A 15,587-nucleotide genomic window follows, 5' to 3' on the forward strand; every position below is an offset into this window, starting at 1 on the left:
CCACGTGCTCACGGACACCGCTTCACCGGACACCCGCAGAGCCCGCAACGCCGCGCTCAACCTCCAGGAGAGCCGCGCCGGCGCCCTGGTGCTGCGCAGCAAGCCGCGCTACGTGCTGGTCGAGCTCACCCAGGGGTGCAACCTCCAGTGCCCGATGTGCCGGGACCGCGCGATCGGCTACCGCGAACGCGAGATGGACCGCGACGTCCTGGCGCACATCGCTGCGGAGCTGTTCCCGACCGCGGAGATGGTCGACATCCGGGGCTGGGGCGAGAGCCTGCTCGTGTCCGACGTCGACGACATCGTCCGGGAGGTCGCGGCCCACGGCGCCCGGTGCCGGGTCGTCACGAACCTGTCGTTCCGCAAGCCCGCGACCCTGGACCTGCTCACCGAGGTCGGTGCGATGGTCGACGTCTCGCTGGACGCGGCGCAACAGGGTCCGCTCGCCGAGGCCCGCAAGGGCGCGAAGCTGCCCCTGATCACCGAGAACCTGCGCCGGCTGGTCGACGGGTTCGCCCGCAACGGCCGACCGGCCGACTCGCTGCGCATCGTCGCCACCGTCCAGCCGGTCACGGTGCCCGAGCTGGCCGGGCTCGTCCGCTACGCCGCCGAGGTGGGCGTCCCGCAGATCGTGCTGAACGCGGTGACCGTCGCCGAGGGTGATCCGACCGGTCTGCACGGCCGGGAGGTCGAGGTGGACCGCGCCGTCGACGAGGCGCGCGAGGTGGCCGCCGAGCTGGGGGTCGACCTGTTCGCCGGCACGTCCCTCGGCCACTGCGTGCCCGCGTTGAAGAACAGCTCGACGTGCATCCACCCGTGGTCGTACCTCACCGTGGGCTACGACGGCAGCGTCGGCTACTGCGACCACCTGGTGGGTCCGATCATGCAGCACTACAGCCAGGGCCACGCCGGGCGGACGAGCCTGGAGGAGATCTGGAACGGTCCGCGCTGGCAGGAGCTGCGCCGCTGGCACGCGGACCCGCACCGCGCCGACCAACGCGCCTTCCACGGCTGCTTCCGCTGCTACCAGCACCGCAACGTGGACTTCGAGGACGTGTTCGAACCCGCGCTGGAGCGCTACCGGCTCGGCATCGAGCCGGTGACGGGCACGCGGTAGGCGCAACCGGTGGACCTGTACCTCATCAACGACCTGCCCCTCATGGGCACGTGCGCGGACGAGCAGCGCCTCGACGCGCACGTGCGCCGGGTCGTGCGACGCCAGGCCGGGGCGGTCCCGGCGGTCCTCACGTGGATCGGCTTCGCCGAGTTCGAGCGGCTGTGGGCGCGGACGGCGGCCGTGGACGCGGACTGCTACGTCCTGGTCGGCACCCGGCCGGTGCGGTTGTGGGCACGCGATCCGGCGCGCGCGGAGGCCAAGCCCGTGGTCCACGTGCGCACGACCCGCGTGCACGACGACGACGGGCGCACCGGATCGGTCCGCCTGACCGACGACGTGTCCGGCCTGGGCGGACGGATCTGCGTGCTCGACGACGTGCTGATGTCAGGTCTGACGATCCGCGCGGTGGTGGACGGGTGCGGCGGACATCCCGAGGTCCGGGTCGTCGTCGGCACCGCCGCCGGCGTGCGGAGCCTGTCCACTGTGGACGTGTCGGTGCAGGTGCTGCTCGCGGGCGAACCGGTGGTGGACGTGACGGTGATCTTCCTGGCGGACCTGCTGCACGGGTCGTTGCGCGGCAAGCCGTTCCTGGACCAGCAGGAGCTGCTGCGCCCGTTCCTCGGACCCGACCTGGAGCCGTGGCGGCGACTGCGGGACGAGCTGGTCTCGGGCGGTCACTGGGCGGGGCCGTCGTGGTGACCGGCGGCCGGCCGTGCGACGCCGTGCTGTTCGACTTCGACGGCGTGCTGGTGGACACCGAGACCACGCTGCTGACGAGCTGGCAGGAGGTGTTCCGGGCGCTGGGCGTGCCGTTCGGGCGCACGGAGTACCTGCGCGCCGGTTTCCACTCCCCTCCATCTCCTCTGGAGGACCGGGTCGCGGCCGCGCTGGCGGGACGCGCCGGGGAGGCCCGGGCCGTGACCGAGCTGATCAGGTCGACCAACCTGCGCATGGCGAGCCTGCTGGACACCAGGCCGGGTGTGCGGGAGCTGATCGCCGACGCGCGGCGGCACGGCGTGCCCACCGGCGTGGTCAGCAGTTCCGGCCGGGACTGGGTCGGCCGCCACCTCGTTCGGCTCGACCTCGCGTCGGAGTTCGACGTCGTGGTGTGCCGCGAGGACGTGCGGGAGCGGAAACCGGCGCCGGAGGCCTACCTCGCCGCGGTCGCCCGGCTGGGCGTCGATCCCCGGCGCGCGGTCGCCGTCGAGGACGCGCCCCTGGGCGTGCGGGCGGCGATGGCGGCGGGGCTGCGCTGCCTGGCCGTGCCCGGTCCGGTCACGGCGTCGCTCGACTTCGCCGAGGCCGACGCGATCGTGACGACGGTGGAGGGCGTGTCCCTGGCGGCGCTCGTCGCGCTGACCGGACCGGGCGCGTCCGCCCCGACCGGGAGGTGAGCGCCGTGTCGAGGTCGGTGCCGGGTCGGGGTCAGGCCCGGCGGGTGGCCACCACCGTCAGCTCGTGGCGGTTGTGGTGCAGCTGACGGGCGAAGGTGATGTCGTAGCGCTTGCGCAGCAGCCGCCGGCAGCGGTCCACGACCTCCACCGGGCGGTACGTCCCCGTCTTGAGGGTGAGGATCGCGACCGCGCCGGGTCGCAGGTGCGACGCCGCGTCGAGCATCACCTCGCAGCTCAGCTCCGGGTCCATCCGCATGTCGTTGACGACCACGTCGAACGCCCGGTTCGAGCGGCGGAAGAACTCGCCCGCGGTCGTGCGCTCGTGGTGCACCCGGCGGTCGCCCGTCAGCTGCGGCGCGAGGTCGCCCGGGTCGACCGCCCACACGTCGAAGCCCTTGGTCCGCAGGATCCGGGTCCAGCCGCCGGGCGACGCGCCCAGGTCGACGGCGCGGCCGCCGGTCGGCAGGTCCGAGGGGAACACCTGGAACAGCTCTTCGAGCTTGAACTCGGCCCGGGAGACCTGCGCCGGGTCCCGCGCCAGCCGCACGCGCCCGCCCGGCCAGTCGGTGAGGCTGTCCGCGGCGGTGTTGACGCCCAGGCGCACGCCCTCGGGCGTGATGCAGCAGGACAGCACGACGGGCTCACCGGCGCGACCGACCCGGACGCCGTCCTCGCCCACCGACTCGGCGATGGCGGTGAACAGCTCCCCCGACGTGTAGCCCATCCGCGGCGAGCCGCTGGCCCACGCCTGCACCGCGAGCCCGCGCCCGTCACCGAGGTCGAGCCCCGACACGACCTCGCGCGCCACCCGGCTGATCGCCGCCGGATCGGCCTGGTCGGCGCCCGTGACGTGGGCGACCTGGTTCGTCAGGTGCTTGATGAAGACGATCTCGGCGCTGCGGCAGGCCTCGGCGACCTGCGCGGCGGTGAGGCCGACGACCATTCCCTCGTCCGGGCCGACCCGCTTGATGTCGGTCTGCCGGCCGAAAGCGTTCTTCAATTCCAGGGAGGCGGCGCGGTAGCTGTCCTCCGCAGTGGCGAAGAGAACGCCTTCGGGTGAAGTCATCTTGTGGCCAATCGTGAAGAGGGAACTGTTCGAGAGGGGTTGGCGTGCGAGCGCCGGTAAATCTTACCACTCGGTCCGGTAAGGCGGATTCACGCTCCACCGGACCGCGCGTTCACTTAGCGGAGGAGTCCCGGGTGCGGGAAAGCGGACGGCCGTTGCGGATCGGGATGGTGGCGCCACCGTGGCTCCCGATTCCGCCGGACGGCTACGGCGGCATCGAGAGCGTGGTCGCCACCCTGGTCGACGGCCTGGTGGACCTCGGTCACGAGGTCACCCTGTTCACGGCCGGGCCGCACGGCACGAAGGCGCAGCACGCGGTTCCGGTCTTCGATGAGGTGGCGGTCCCCGGCCAGGACGGCGAGTTCCCGGCGCTGCTGTACACCGCGCTGGTCTCCGCGGCGGTCGCCGACGCCGGGCTCGACCTCGTCCACGAGCACACCATCGCCGGTCTGCTCGCCGCGACCGCCCGCCCGGCACCGACCGTCCACACCGTCCACAACCCGGTCCACGCGCGCTTCGGCGAATACCTCCGGCGCATCGGCGGCGCGGTCTCGCTGGTCGCGCTCACGGATTACCAGATCGAGTGCGCGAAGGACCTGAATTGGGCCGGCCGGGTGTTCAACGCGGTCGACACGAACGCTTTCCGCCACGTCCCGCGAAAGGACGACTACCTGCTGTACCTCGGTCGGATCACGCCGGAGAAGGGCGTGCACGTGGCGATGGACGCGGCGCGCGCCGCCGGGCGTCGGATCGTGGTCGCCGGGCGGTGCGCCGAGCCGCGGGAACGGGCGTACTACGAGCAGGAGGTCCGGCCGAGGCTCGGTCCGGGTGCGGAGTGGTTCGGCCCCGCCGACTTCGCGCGGAAGACGGCGCTGCTCGGCGGGGCGTCGGGTGTGCTGTGCCCGTTCCAGTGGCCCGAGCCGTTCTGCATGGTCATCCCGGAGGCCCTGGCGTGCGGCACGCCCGTGGTGGCCCTGCGCCGCGGGTCGGCGGCGGAGCTCGTGGTGGACGGCTACAACGGCTACGCGGTGGACGACGCCGCGGACCTCCCGTCGGCGATCGCCGCGCTGGCCGACGTCGACCCCCGCGACTGCCGCCGTGACGCGGAGGAGCGGTTCGGGGCGGAGCGGATGGCTCGGGCCTACCAGGACGTGTACCGCGCGGTGCTGGGCGGGTGAACCCGTGCTCAGCCGTGGCGAGGGCCGAGCAGGGGTGCGGCGATGGTTTCGAGGACCTGCCAGGCGTTGCGCCATGCCAGTTTCACGAGGTCCTCGACCTCGGGAGCGGCCAGGAGGGTGACCAGGAAGGGGCGGAGGTCGCCCATGGCGTACTGCATGAACACCTCGGCGCAGAACTCGTCGAACTTGCCCGCCTGGTAGGACCGGCGTTGTTCGGGTGAGAGGCGGTTGCGCTTGGGGTCGCGCCACAGGTCCAGCCCGAGCAGGTGGTGCCGGTGTTCGCGCAGGATCAGCCAGGCGTGGTAGAAGGTCTTGGCGTGGACCGACATGCGGTCCCAGTAGTCCTGCAACTGCTGGATCTCGTGACCCGCCTGCGTGAGGTCCTTGTCCTCGTGCACACCGCTCGGCAGGGGGTCGTACTCGGCCGGCAGGCCGCCCGCCTTGCCGGCGGTCAGCAGGGGCGGCATGGGGTGGTCGTCCAGGAGGGTGGACTCGAACAGGGCGTGGCCCGTCTCGTGCACCAGCAGCCGGACGAACGCGCCGGGCGGCGTGACACCCAGCAGGGACATGTAGATCGTGTTCTCCGACGGTTCGAACAGCCCGCCACCCCGGCTGTTCGCGCGGGAGGAGTTGAACACGATGGTGCACCCCTTGCGCACGAGGTTGTCCCAGAACGCGGGGTAGACCTCCAGGAAGTGGACGAACGCGGCCGCCTGGGGCAGCGGGAGGTCGAGGTCCGGCACGGCCACCCGGTCGCACAGCGACACCAGCTTCGACTTGGCGGCCAGCATCGTCGAGAGGATCACGACGTGCGGCTCCGCCGGGTCGACGGTCGCGTGGCCGTCGGAGAGCGCCAGGTAGCGGGTCTTGATGCGCGCGACCGGCTCCTCCAGGGTCGCCGCCGTCATCCCGTACCCACCGCCCGCGATGATGAGCTGGATGATGCCGGCCTCGGTGGTGTCGTTGATCGTCATCACCAGGGCGTCGGGGTCGAACGCGGCGAACAGGGCGCCGTCCAGCGTGTTGTGCACGACGACCGGCAGCGGGTTGTCGCCCGACGGCGAGGAGCCCCGGTCCACCACCACGTCCGCCGTGATGGACCCGACCAGCCGCTTCGCCTGCTTCCGGACCGCCGCCCGCGCCTCCCCCGTCGACGCCGTGGCCATGTCGGCGAGCATGTCGTCCAGGTCGAGCCCGCCCAGGCCCGCGTCGACGGTGATGTCGTCCTCGTCGGCCAGCGTGGGCAGTGCGTGGGTCGGTTGGCCCTGGTGCGGCGCGCCGTCGACGGGGTCCGGGCCGTCCATCTGCGCCAGCATCTCCTCGAAGGTCAGCTCGCGCCGTGCTCCGGGCTCGCCGCCACCCGTGCCGTGCACCGATAATCTCTCGCCGTTCGGATCCACCGAAGTCCCCCTCGTGCCGCGCCTCGTCCCCGCTCCGGGGGCACCGTAGCCCGCTCACCCCGCCCGGCCTCCGCCCTTTGTGGGACCGGAGCTCACGATCCGACCACGACCGGCGATCACGGCGGCGGCCGCCGCCCGCGAGTCCGGCCCGCCACCCACTTCGGTCGTGAAGGCTCGCCGGTCGCTAAAAAATGGACGACATATTTAGCCGTCGTCCCCGGCCCGAAATTGTTTCGTCGGTCCGCGCGGGCTCGGCCCGGACAATTCGGCCGATCGGTCATTGCTCCTTGTAAACGCGAACGACTCCGTGCCACGCTGAGTCGGGATCCCGTGAATTCCGACGACTGTCCGATGTGGAGTGGCCAATGGCGCGAGTGCTGATCCTGACCGCCGACGCCGCCGAGGAACTCGACTCGATGTACCCGGTCTTCCGCCTGCGCGAGGGTGGTCACGAAGCGATCGTGACCGCTCCGACAACGCGCGCGGTGAAGCTCGTGGTCCACGACTTCGAGCCCGGCTGGGACGCCTACACCGAGAAGCCGGGCCACCTGCTGCCGGTGGACCTCGCGTTCGGCGACGTGGACCCCGGAGACTACGACGCGCTGGTGATCCCCGGCGGCCGGGCGCCGGAGTACATCCGGACGGACCCGGACGTGGCCCGGATCGTCGGGCACTTCTTCGACCGCGAGCTCCCGGTCGGCACGATCTGCCACGGCCCGCAGGTACCGGCCGCGCTGGGGCTCCTGCACGGTCGCACCACGGCCGCGTACCCGCCCCTCAAGTTCGACATCGAGCTGGCCGGCGCCACGTTCGTCGACGAGCCCGACGTCGTGGACGGCGCGATGGTCTCCTGCCGGGGCTGGCCCGACCTGCCCCTGTGGTCCCGCGCGTTCATGCAGGTGCTGGAGAAGTCGAGCGACCGGGCCTGAGCACACGTGAGGACCCGGCTTCGATCCGCGAGCCCGGACACGGCGGGCACGCGGGTCGAAGCCGGGTCCTCTCGTGTCGGGGTAGCCCGCCGAGTCCGGTGAGGCCGGTGCCGGTGAGGTCCCGGCCGCCGTGCTCCCGACCGACGGGCACCCCCTGCTCCCACCGCACGAAGGAGTTCGCGCAATGGACGGCCCAGTGGACCGGAGGCGCTTCCTCGCCCTCACCGCGTTGACGACCGGAGCCGCCGTGCTCCCCGGCGCACTGGCGGCCGGGCGTGCCGCCGCCGCCGTGCCCCCTCAGGTCACCCTGCCCGAGCGCGGCATCTACGACACCGGTCAAGCCACGTCCTGGACCGACGGCTTCCTCACCGGGAACGGCGAGTACGGCGCGCTGCTGTACGGTGCGCCCGCGCTGGAGAAGGTGATCTTCAACTACCACCGGCTGGTCCTGCCGAACGGCACCCGATCCCTCACCCCGCCGGTGATCGCCGGCCGGCTGCCGGCGGTGCGCGACAAGGCCATCGCCGGCGACTACGCCGGGGCGAACCGGGACTTCTCGGCCGGGTGGTCGCTGCGCTGGACGCAGACCTACCACCCGGCCTACGAACTCAGGATCGCCACCGCCGGCATGACGACGGTGGCCGACTACGCCCGCATCACCGACTTCCGCACCGGTGAGGTCACCTCGACCTGGACCGACGGCAACGGCACCTGGACCCGCCGTGCGTTCACCTCGCGAGCCGACCGCGTGATCGTGCACGAGCTGCTCCCGGCTCCTGGCCGGACCGTCGACGTCACGCTCAGCGTCGTCACCGCGCTGGACGGGGTGCCCGGCAACGTCGGCTACCGCACCCTGGCCACGATCAGCGGCGGCTCGGGTTACCTCAACCTGCGCGGCACCTACCCGGCGGGACAGGGGGCTTTCGGCTACGAGGGCGTCACCCGGGTCGTCCCGACCGGCGGCACCGTCGGCGCGAGCGGGTCGACCGTCGTCGTGGCCGGGGCGAGCAGGCTGCTGCTGCTCACCAAGCTCGACCGGTACGAGTCGTCGACCGCCTGGGACTCCCTGCCGCTGCACGGCCGGCTGGCGGCACTGGGCACCGACTACTCGGCGCTGCGCTCCCGGCACACCGCGATCCACACCGAGTGGTACGACCGCTCGCGCCTGGACCTGAACGTGTCCCCCGCCGACCGGCGGCTGTCCACCGGCGAGCTGATCGCCCGCCAGAACGCCGACAAGAACGTCATCGACATCGCCCTGCTGGAGCGCCTCTACGACTCGGGCCGGTACTTCTTCATCAGCTCCAGCGGCGTCCTGCCGCCCCGGCTGACCGGCATCTGGACCGGCACGTGGTCCGGTGCCTGGGCCGACGACTTCACCACCGACGCCAACGTCAACCTCCAGGTCGCGGGCGGCAACATCCTGGACACCACCGAGGCGATGCAGGGCTACTTCGCCCTGGTCCTCGGCCAACTCGGCCACTGGCGCACCAACGCGCGCAACCTCTACGGCGCCCGGGGCTTCCTCGCACCCTCGCGCACCGACGGCGAGTACGGCCACATGCTGCACTTCGACGCGGGCTTCCCGGGCCACACCTGGACCGGTGGCGCCGACTGGCTGCTCTACCCGTTGATCGAGTACTACGAGGTCACCGGCGACCAGGCGTTCCTGCGGGACCAGCTCGGTCCCGCGCTCATGGAGCTCGCGCTGTTCTACGAGGACTTCCTGACCCGGACCGACTCGAACGGCAAGGTCGTCTTCGCGCCGTCGTTCTCGATGGAGAACAGCCCCGGCAACACCGGCGTCCTGCTGTCGGTCAACGCGACCGGCGACGTCATGGCGGGCAAGCACGCCCTCCAGGCCGCGATCTCCGCGGCCAACGCCCTCGGCGTCGAACAGGGCCCGGGCCTCGGCGTCGCGCGCTGGACGGCGCTGCTGAACAAGATCCCCGCCTACCGGATCAACGGCGACAACGCGCTCGCCGAGTGGTCCTGGCCGAGCCTGAGCGACCGGTACGACCACCGCCACGTGCACCACCTCTACGGCGCGTGGCCGCTGCACGAGATCAACCCCGAGGAGAAGCCCGAACTCGTCCGCCCGGCGCTGCGCGCGCTGGAACTGCGCGGCGACCAGAACATCTCCGCCCACGGCAGCCTGCACCGGGCCCTGGCCGGCGCGCGGCTCAAGGACGGCGGCAAGGTCTACCAGAACCTGCGCAAGATCATCGGCAACAACATGGTCTTCAGGTCGCTGATGACCTCGCACAACCCCAACCTGGACATCTACAACGCCGACGCCGCCAACGCGATCCCGGGCGTGCTGGCCGAAGCGCTGGTCTACTCCCGGCCCGGGGTGCTGGAGATCCTCCCGGCGCTGCCCGCGCAGCTGGCCAAGGGCACGATCACCGGTGTGCGGGCCCGCGGCCGGATCCGCGTCCACCGCCTCGACTGGGACCTGCCCGCCCGCACGGCCGTGCTGTCGATCACCTCCGACGTCAACCAGGAGGTCACCCTGATCAGCCGGCCCGGGATGGCGTCGGTGACCACCTCGGCGCCCGTGGCGGCGTCGCCCCTGGGCGGCCACGCCCGGAAGGTCACGCTGACCGCCGGACAGCGCACGGACGTCACCGTGTCCCTCCCGGCCGCGTCCCTGCCGACCGGGTGGTGCCGGCTGGTCAACCGGGCCAGCGGCAAGGCCCTGGACGTCAACGGCGGTAGCGCCGCCGACGGCGCCAAGGTCATCCAGTGGAGCCCGTCCGGCGGCACCAACCAGCAGTGGCGGTTCCTCCCCAACGCCGACGGCTCGTTCCGCCTCGCCGCCCGGCACAGCGGACGCGTGCTCAACAGCCCGGGCGGGTCGGGCCAGGGCGTCCAGCTCGACCAGTGGCAGGACACCGGCGGCGACAACCAGTGGTGGCGCCTCGTCGACGCGGGCGGCGGCCACCACCGCGTCGTCAACGTGCGCAACGGCCTGTGCGCGGACGTGGAGGGCGGCTCGACCGCCGACGGCGCCCGTGTCGTCCAGTGGCCCGCGACCAGCGGCGCCAACCAGGAGTGGCGGATCGTGGCGGCGGAATGACCGTCCGCTCAGTCCCCGTGAGGTCCCGCTCGCACGGCACGCGGTGAGGCGCCCAGCTCGCGGCGGCAGGCCTTGTTGAACGCCTGGAGGTCGCCGAACCCCACCGCCGCCGCGACCGCCGGTATGGGCAACGTCGACTCGCGCAGGAGGTGGCGCGCCCGCTCCAGCCGGCGCCGTCGGATGTAGGCCACCACGGTGTGCCCCGTCTCGGCGCGGAACAGCCTGGTCAGGTGGTTGTGCGAGACCCCGGCCGCGGCGGCGACGCCGGGCACGGTCAGCGGCCCGGCCAGGTGCGCCTCGACGTGCGCGACGGCCGCGGCCACCGCCCCGCCGGGCTTCCCGGACGCCGCCAGGTCGGCCACCCGCCACAACACGGCCCAGACCTCCGCGGCCGCCATCACCCCGGCCGTGGGTGCGATCGCGATGGCGTGCCGCAGCAGGCCGGAGAGCAGCGGTGTGTCGACGCCCGCGTGCTGCATGACCGGCACGGTCAGCGCCGCGCCCTTCCCCGGCAGGCGCAGGTGCGCGTAGAGGTGCTCGGACCGGCCCTGGTAGCGGTAGGCCACCCGCACCCCCGGCGGGACCAGGCTCACGTGCCCCGGTCGGATGGGGTGCGTCGTGCCGGCGACGGTCAGCTCGGCGGTGTAGCCGTACAGGTGCAGCTGCCACAGCTCGGGCAGCAGGAACTCGTCACGGCGGCTTGCCACACCGTGCACGGCCACGCCCAGGTTGGCGACGACCGGCGGCGCGTCCAGCCGGACGGTCACGTGGTCCACGGTGAAAAATTACCACTAATGGTGAACACAACCCATTACACCGCCCGGTTGCGCACCTAGGGTCGGATGCATGAAAACCACCAGCCACCTGCTGCCCTCGGTGCTGATGGCGCGCTTCGCGGCACAGGGGTTCCTCCGCCTCGACGCGGTCGTGCCGGACGCCCTCAACGCCGTGGCGATCGAGGCCATGGAGCGCGGCGTCCCAGGCGTGCCCTACGGGATCCCGCTGGAAGTGGCGTTCCCGGCCGGCTCGTTCGCCCGCCGCCTGGTCGACCTGCCGCCCGTCGCCGGTGCGCTGCGCAGCCTGGTCGGCCCCGACCCCGCCGTCGACCACCTCGCCGTGCACGTGCGCGAGCCGAACGAGGGCAGCGCCCAACCCCTGCACGGCGACGCGATCATCGACACCCGGCGCGACGCGTTCGACGTCCAGCTCATGTACTACCCGCACGAGGTCACCGCGGACATGGGCGGCACGCTCCTGGTGCCCGGCAGCCACCTGCGCCTCACCAACGAATCCGACACCGGGCGCTACCAGAACCTGCTCGGGCAGGTCCGGCTGACCTGCCCGGCGGGCACGGTGCTGCTGCTGCACCACGGCATCTGGCACGGGGGCAGGCGCAACGACTCCGCACGGCGCCGGTACATGTTCAAGATCCGGTTCAACCCGACCGTGCCCCAGGTCCGGCTGTGGGACACCGACGACCTGGACGACCCCGCCGTGACCGCCGAGCTGTCGACCACCTTCCCCTGGTACGAGTACGCGACCGGGCGCCTGGAGATCTACAACAGGATCGCGCTGTGGCGGACCCTGACCGGTGACGACACCTTCGACATCGAGCACTGGGCCACCAGGGTGCACAACCGTCCCGGGAGGACCGCGTGAAGCAGCGGGTGCTGGTGCTCTACCTGTCCTCGTCGTCCCTCGACGACCGGGTCGTCGGCTGGGCGTCCTACGACGGCACGGGCGGCACCAGGCCCACCACCGGGGACGGCGACGAGCCGCCGTACGTGACCGGGGTCGACGCCCTGCGCGACGGCTGGCGGCTCTTCCAGGCCTCCCAGCTGATCCCTCCCTACCCGGGGCACGAGTACGACACCTCGTTCCTCAAGCACGAGTTCTTCTTCGAGAAGCTGGAGTGACCTCTTTCCGCCGACCACGTCTCCTACGCCCGACCGCTGCGCGCCACCACCTCGGGCCGCAGCAGGGCGGCCAGGGTCGCGGCGGGCAGCAGGCCCCTTTCCAGGACGAGTTCGGCCACGCCGCGACCGGTGGCGAGGGCCTCCTTGGCGATCTCGGTGGCGGCGGTGTACCCGATGTGCGGGTTGAGCGCGGTGACCAGGCCGATGGAGTTCTCGACGGTCGCGCGCAGCGTCTCGGTGTTGGCGGTGATACCGGACACGCAGCGCTCGGCCAGCGTCACGCACGCGCTCCGCAGGTGCGTGACGGACTTCGACAGGGAGTGCAGGATGATCGGCTCGAAGGCGTTGAGCTGGAGCTGGCCCGCCTCGGCGGCCATGGTGATGGTGACGTCGTTGCCGATCACCTCGAAGGCGACCTGGTTGACGACCTCGGGGATCACCGGGTTGACCTTGCCCGGCATGATCGACGACCCGGCCTGCACGGGCGGCAGGGTGATCTCGCCGAGCCCGGCGCGTGGCCCGGAGGACAGCAGGCGCAGGTCGTTGCACGTCTTCGACAGCTTGACGGCGATCCGCTTGAGCACGCCGGACACCTGCACGAACGCGCCGCAGTCCTGGGTCGCCTCGACCAGGTTCGCGGCCGTCACCAGCGGCAGCCCGGTGATCGCGGCGAGGTGCCGGCGAGCCGCCTCGGCGTAGCCGGCGGGCGCGTTGAGACCGGTGCCGATCGCGGTGGCGCCCAAGTTGATCTCGTGGACCAGCCCGGCGGCCTCGGTGAGCCGGGCGCGGTCCTCCTCGACCATGACGGCGTAGGTCGAGAACTCCTGCCCGAGCGTCATCGGCACCGCGTCCTGGAGCTGGGTGCGGCCCATCTTCAGCACGTCGCGGAACTCGACCGCCTTGCGTGCGAAGGCGTCCTGGAGGATCGCCATCGCCTCCAGCAGGGCACGCACGGCGAAGACCGTCGCGATCTTCACCGCCGTCGGGTAGACGTCGTTGGTGGACTGGCAGAGGTTGACGTCCTCGTTGGGGTGCAGGTGCCGGTACCGACCCTTCTCGTGGCCCAGCAGTTCCAGCGCCCGGTTGGCCACGACCTCGTTGGCGTTCATGTTGGTCGAGGTGCCGGCGCCGCCCTGGATGACGTCGACCACGAACTGGTCGAGCAGCTTGCCGGCGCGGATCTCGCGGCAGGCCTCGACGATGGCGGCGGCCTTCGTCGAGTCGAGGAGCCCGAGCTCCTCGTTGGCGAGCGCGGCGGCCTCCTTGACCGCGGCCATGGCCTCGACCAGGTGCGGGTAGGCGGAGATCGGCGTGCCGGTGATCGGGAAGTTCTCCGTCGCGCGCAGGGTATGGACGCCCCAGTAGGCGTCCTCCGGGACGTCGCGCTCGCCGAGCAGGTCGCGCTCTCTCCGGGTGGCTGCGGTGGTCATGGGCGTGCCGGCCTTCTTTCGGACGTGGTTCCGCAGGGGGTGTGCGTGGGCGCGGCGGGGCCTCCCGCGCCCGATCGCGGAAGGCCCCGTGTCACCGACGCGTCAGCGCAGGCGGTCCTTGGCCTTGTAGTAGGCGCCGCCGAACGGCAGGAACCACGGGGTTCCGTTGTAGAAGGGGACGGGGACCTTGGGGAAGCCGAGGCCGCGCAGCGGGTTGGCCTCCGGCTTGCCGTCCATCACCTCCGCGATGGCACGGCCCATGTAGGTGGCCATCTGGACACCGTGCCCGCAGTAGCCCATCGAGTAGTACAGGCCGTCGACCTCGCCCGCGTGCGGCACGCGATCCCAGGAGAAGCCGACCATGCCGCCCCACACGTAGTCGATCCGCACCCCCGCCAGCTGCGGGAAGATCTCCGTCATCTCCCGCTTGAGGATGTCGCCGCTCTTGATGTCGGAAGCCGGGTTGGAGGGGGCGAAGCGGGCCCGGCCGCCGAAGGCGAGGCGGTTGTCCGGGGTGAGGCGGACGTAGTGGCCGACGTTCTTGTGGGCGACCAGCAGGCGGCCGTTCGGGATGAGCTGCTTGGCGCGCGCCTCCCCCAGCAGCTCGGTGACGACGATGAAGCTGCCGACGTTGATCAGCCGCTTCCGGAACCACGGCATCGACCTGTCGGTGTAGGCGTCCGTCGCCGCCATGACCTGCTTGGCGCGGATGGTGCCGTGCAGGGTCTCCACCAGGAAGCCGCCGGCCGGCAGACGGGTGAGGCCGGTGGCGGCGTTGCGCTCGTGGATCTCGGCGCCGGCACGCTCGGCGGCGTCCGCCAGGCCACCGACGAACTTGCCCACGTGCAGGCCCGCGCTGAGCGGGTCGAGCAGGGCGCCGTGGTAGTAGTCCGAGCCGAGTTCGGCCCGCAGCTCGCTCTTGCTCAGCACGACCGTCTCGTGACCGAAGTTCTCGGCCAGGTCGCGCTGCTTGGCCCGCAGGCCCTCGAAGTGCCTGGGCTTGCAGACCAGGCCGAGGCGCCCGGAGCGGGTGAAGTCGCAGTCGATCCGCTCGGTCCGCGTGAGGTCCTCCACGACATCGACCGCCTCGCGGAAAGCGTTGTACAGCTCAAGTGCGCGCTCCTGGCCGTAGCGCTTGCGTGCCTCGGCAGGGGTGATGGTGATGCCCTGCGTGCACATGCTGCCGTTGCGCCCGGAGGCTCCCGAGCCGACCTTGTCCTTCTCCACGAGGACGACCCGGGCACCCTTGCGGGCGGTGTGGTAGGCGGTGGACAGTCCGGTGAGGCCGCCACCGATGACCACCACGTCCGCGCTCTCGGGCAGTGGCTTGCCCGAACGGTCGGGTAGCGGCGGTGCGGTGTCGAGCCAGTAGGGGATCTGTTTCACGGCGGCGGCCCTCTCCTTCAGCAGCCGAGCAGCGCGGGCAGGCCCGACAGGTCGGGCAGCTCGTCGTAGGGCTGGTAGTCGGCACTGCCGGGGCGGCCGTAGCGGTTGATCCACACCCGGCGCCGCAGACCGAGGTCGCGGGTCGGGATGTGGTCGTACTCCCAGCCCTGGGCGGTGTGGACGACCTGCGACGGCTCGACACCCATGGTCTTGAACGCGTACTCGAAGGCCTGCCGGTCCGGCTTGTAGGCACCGGCCTGCTGGGCGGTGATGACGTAGTCGAACTCGACGCCGATGTGCTCGACGTTGCGCGCGATCATGTTGTCGTCGGTGTTGGAGATGATGGCGATCTCGTACTTGGACTTCAGGGCGCGCAGGGCGTCCGGGACCTCCGGGTGGGGGCCGAAGGTGGGGACGGCCTCGACGAGGGCGTCGCCGTCGGACTCGCGGTACTCCAGGCCGTGCAGGCGCATGGCGTTGCGCAGGCTGGAGTGCAGGACCTCGTGGTACGGGCGGTAGGCTTCCAGGACCGCCTGGAAGCGCATGACGCGGAAGTCGTCGAGGAACTCGTCGACGTCCAGGTTGTCCAGGTCCAGCCGGTCTTCGAGGACCTTGAGGGTGGTGGGCGCGAGCTCGAAGTTGATCAAGGTCGCATAGGCGTCGAAGGTGACGATCTGACGCATGGTGTCCAA

At 71.6% G+C, this 15,587-nt stretch carries 14 protein-coding genes; 8 read left to right on the plus strand and 6 right to left on the minus strand.

Features of this window, described 5'->3' with window-relative positions; all coding sequences use genetic code 11:
• Nucleotides 1–4 precede the first annotated feature (4 nt).
• Genes ACYVLT_RS02700 through ACYVLT_RS02710 form a run of 3 tightly spaced genes read left to right on the plus strand, consistent with a single transcriptional unit; the run spans nt 5 to nt 2,511 of the window.
• Complete coding sequence (locus ACYVLT_RS02700; protein WP_461118448.1) at nt 5–1,117, plus strand: radical SAM protein; 1,113 nt, start codon at nt 5–7, stop codon at nt 1,115–1,117.
• Between the two features lie 9 nt (nt 1,118–1,126).
• Nucleotides 1,127–1,816: a hypothetical protein gene (locus tag ACYVLT_RS02705; RefSeq protein WP_461118449.1), complete on the plus strand. Its 690-nt coding sequence runs from the start codon at nt 1,127–1,129 to the stop codon at nt 1,814–1,816.
• Complete coding sequence (locus ACYVLT_RS02710) at nt 1,810–2,511, plus strand: HAD family hydrolase (protein WP_461118450.1); 702 nt, start codon at nt 1,810–1,812, stop codon at nt 2,509–2,511. The genes ACYVLT_RS02705 and ACYVLT_RS02710 overlap by 7 nt, the downstream gene beginning before the upstream one ends.
• 31 nt (nt 2,512–2,542) lie before the next feature.
• Here the strand turns inward: ACYVLT_RS02710 and ACYVLT_RS02715 are convergent, their stop codons facing one another.
• The gene (locus tag ACYVLT_RS02715) at nt 2,543–3,577 is read right to left on the minus strand and encodes an SAM-dependent methyltransferase (RefSeq protein WP_461118451.1); all 1,035 of its coding nucleotides are present in this window, start codon (nt 3,575–3,577) and stop codon (nt 2,543–2,545) included.
• A gap of 134 nt (nt 3,578–3,711) precedes the next feature.
• Between ACYVLT_RS02715 and ACYVLT_RS02720 the strand changes: the two genes are divergently transcribed.
• The gene (locus tag ACYVLT_RS02720) at nt 3,712–4,755 is read left to right on the plus strand and encodes a glycosyltransferase family 4 protein (RefSeq protein ID WP_461118452.1); all 1,044 of its coding nucleotides are present in this window, start codon (nt 3,712–3,714) and stop codon (nt 4,753–4,755) included.
• Between the two features lie 8 nt (nt 4,756–4,763).
• Here the strand turns inward: ACYVLT_RS02720 and ACYVLT_RS02725 are convergent, their stop codons facing one another.
• A complete protein-coding gene (locus tag ACYVLT_RS02725) occupies nt 4,764–6,155 on the minus strand; it encodes a hypothetical protein (RefSeq protein ID WP_461118453.1) in 1,392 nt (463 codons plus the stop codon).
• 365 nt (nt 6,156–6,520) lie between these two features.
• On the opposite strand from ACYVLT_RS02725, the gene ACYVLT_RS02730 reads away from it, so the two are divergent.
• A complete protein-coding gene (locus ACYVLT_RS02730) occupies nt 6,521–7,084 on the plus strand; it encodes a DJ-1/PfpI family protein (RefSeq protein ID WP_461118454.1) in 564 nt (187 codons plus the stop codon).
• Between the two features lie 184 nt (nt 7,085–7,268).
• The gene (locus ACYVLT_RS02735) at nt 7,269–10,163 is read left to right on the plus strand and encodes a glycosyl hydrolase family 95 catalytic domain-containing protein (RefSeq protein ID WP_461118455.1); all 2,895 of its coding nucleotides are present in this window, start codon (nt 7,269–7,271) and stop codon (nt 10,161–10,163) included.
• Between the two features lie 8 nt (nt 10,164–10,171).
• On the opposite strand, the gene ACYVLT_RS02740 is transcribed toward ACYVLT_RS02735, so the two are convergent.
• Nucleotides 10,172–10,939, minus strand: a complete 768-nt coding sequence (locus ACYVLT_RS02740; protein ID WP_461118456.1) for a helix-turn-helix transcriptional regulator — start codon at nt 10,937–10,939, stop codon at nt 10,172–10,174.
• 70 nt (nt 10,940–11,009) lie between these two features.
• Between ACYVLT_RS02740 and ACYVLT_RS02745 the strand changes: the two genes are divergently transcribed.
• Complete coding sequence (locus ACYVLT_RS02745) at nt 11,010–11,822, plus strand: phytanoyl-CoA dioxygenase family protein (protein ID WP_461118457.1); 813 nt, start codon at nt 11,010–11,012, stop codon at nt 11,820–11,822.
• The gene (locus ACYVLT_RS02750; RefSeq protein ID WP_461118458.1) at nt 11,819–12,079 is read left to right on the plus strand and encodes a hypothetical protein; all 261 of its coding nucleotides are present in this window, start codon (nt 11,819–11,821) and stop codon (nt 12,077–12,079) included. The genes ACYVLT_RS02745 and ACYVLT_RS02750 overlap by 4 nt, the downstream gene beginning before the upstream one ends.
• Before the next feature lie 23 nt (nt 12,080–12,102).
• Here ACYVLT_RS02750 and aspA read toward each other — a convergent pair whose 3' ends face one another.
• The 3 genes from aspA to ACYVLT_RS02765 form a co-directional block, all read right to left on the minus strand.
• Nucleotides 12,103–13,509 carry an aspartate ammonia-lyase gene (aspA, locus tag ACYVLT_RS02755; RefSeq protein ID WP_461118459.1) on the minus strand — a complete coding sequence of 469 codons (1,407 nt, stop codon included), beginning with the start codon at nt 13,507–13,509 and terminating at the stop codon, nt 12,103–12,105.
• Nucleotides 13,510–13,611: 102 nt separating this feature from the next.
• Entirely contained in the window at nt 13,612–14,895 is a 1,284-nt protein-coding gene (locus tag ACYVLT_RS02760; protein WP_461118460.1) for an NAD(P)/FAD-dependent oxidoreductase, read from the minus strand.
• A gap of 17 nt (nt 14,896–14,912) precedes the next feature.
• Nucleotides 14,913–15,578, minus strand: coding sequence for a haloacid dehalogenase type II (locus ACYVLT_RS02765; protein WP_461118461.1), 666 nt, complete (start codon nt 15,576–15,578; stop codon nt 14,913–14,915).
• Nucleotides 15,579–15,587 lie beyond the last annotated feature (9 nt).

It is taken from the genome of Saccharothrix stipae (genome assembly GCF_054781895.1).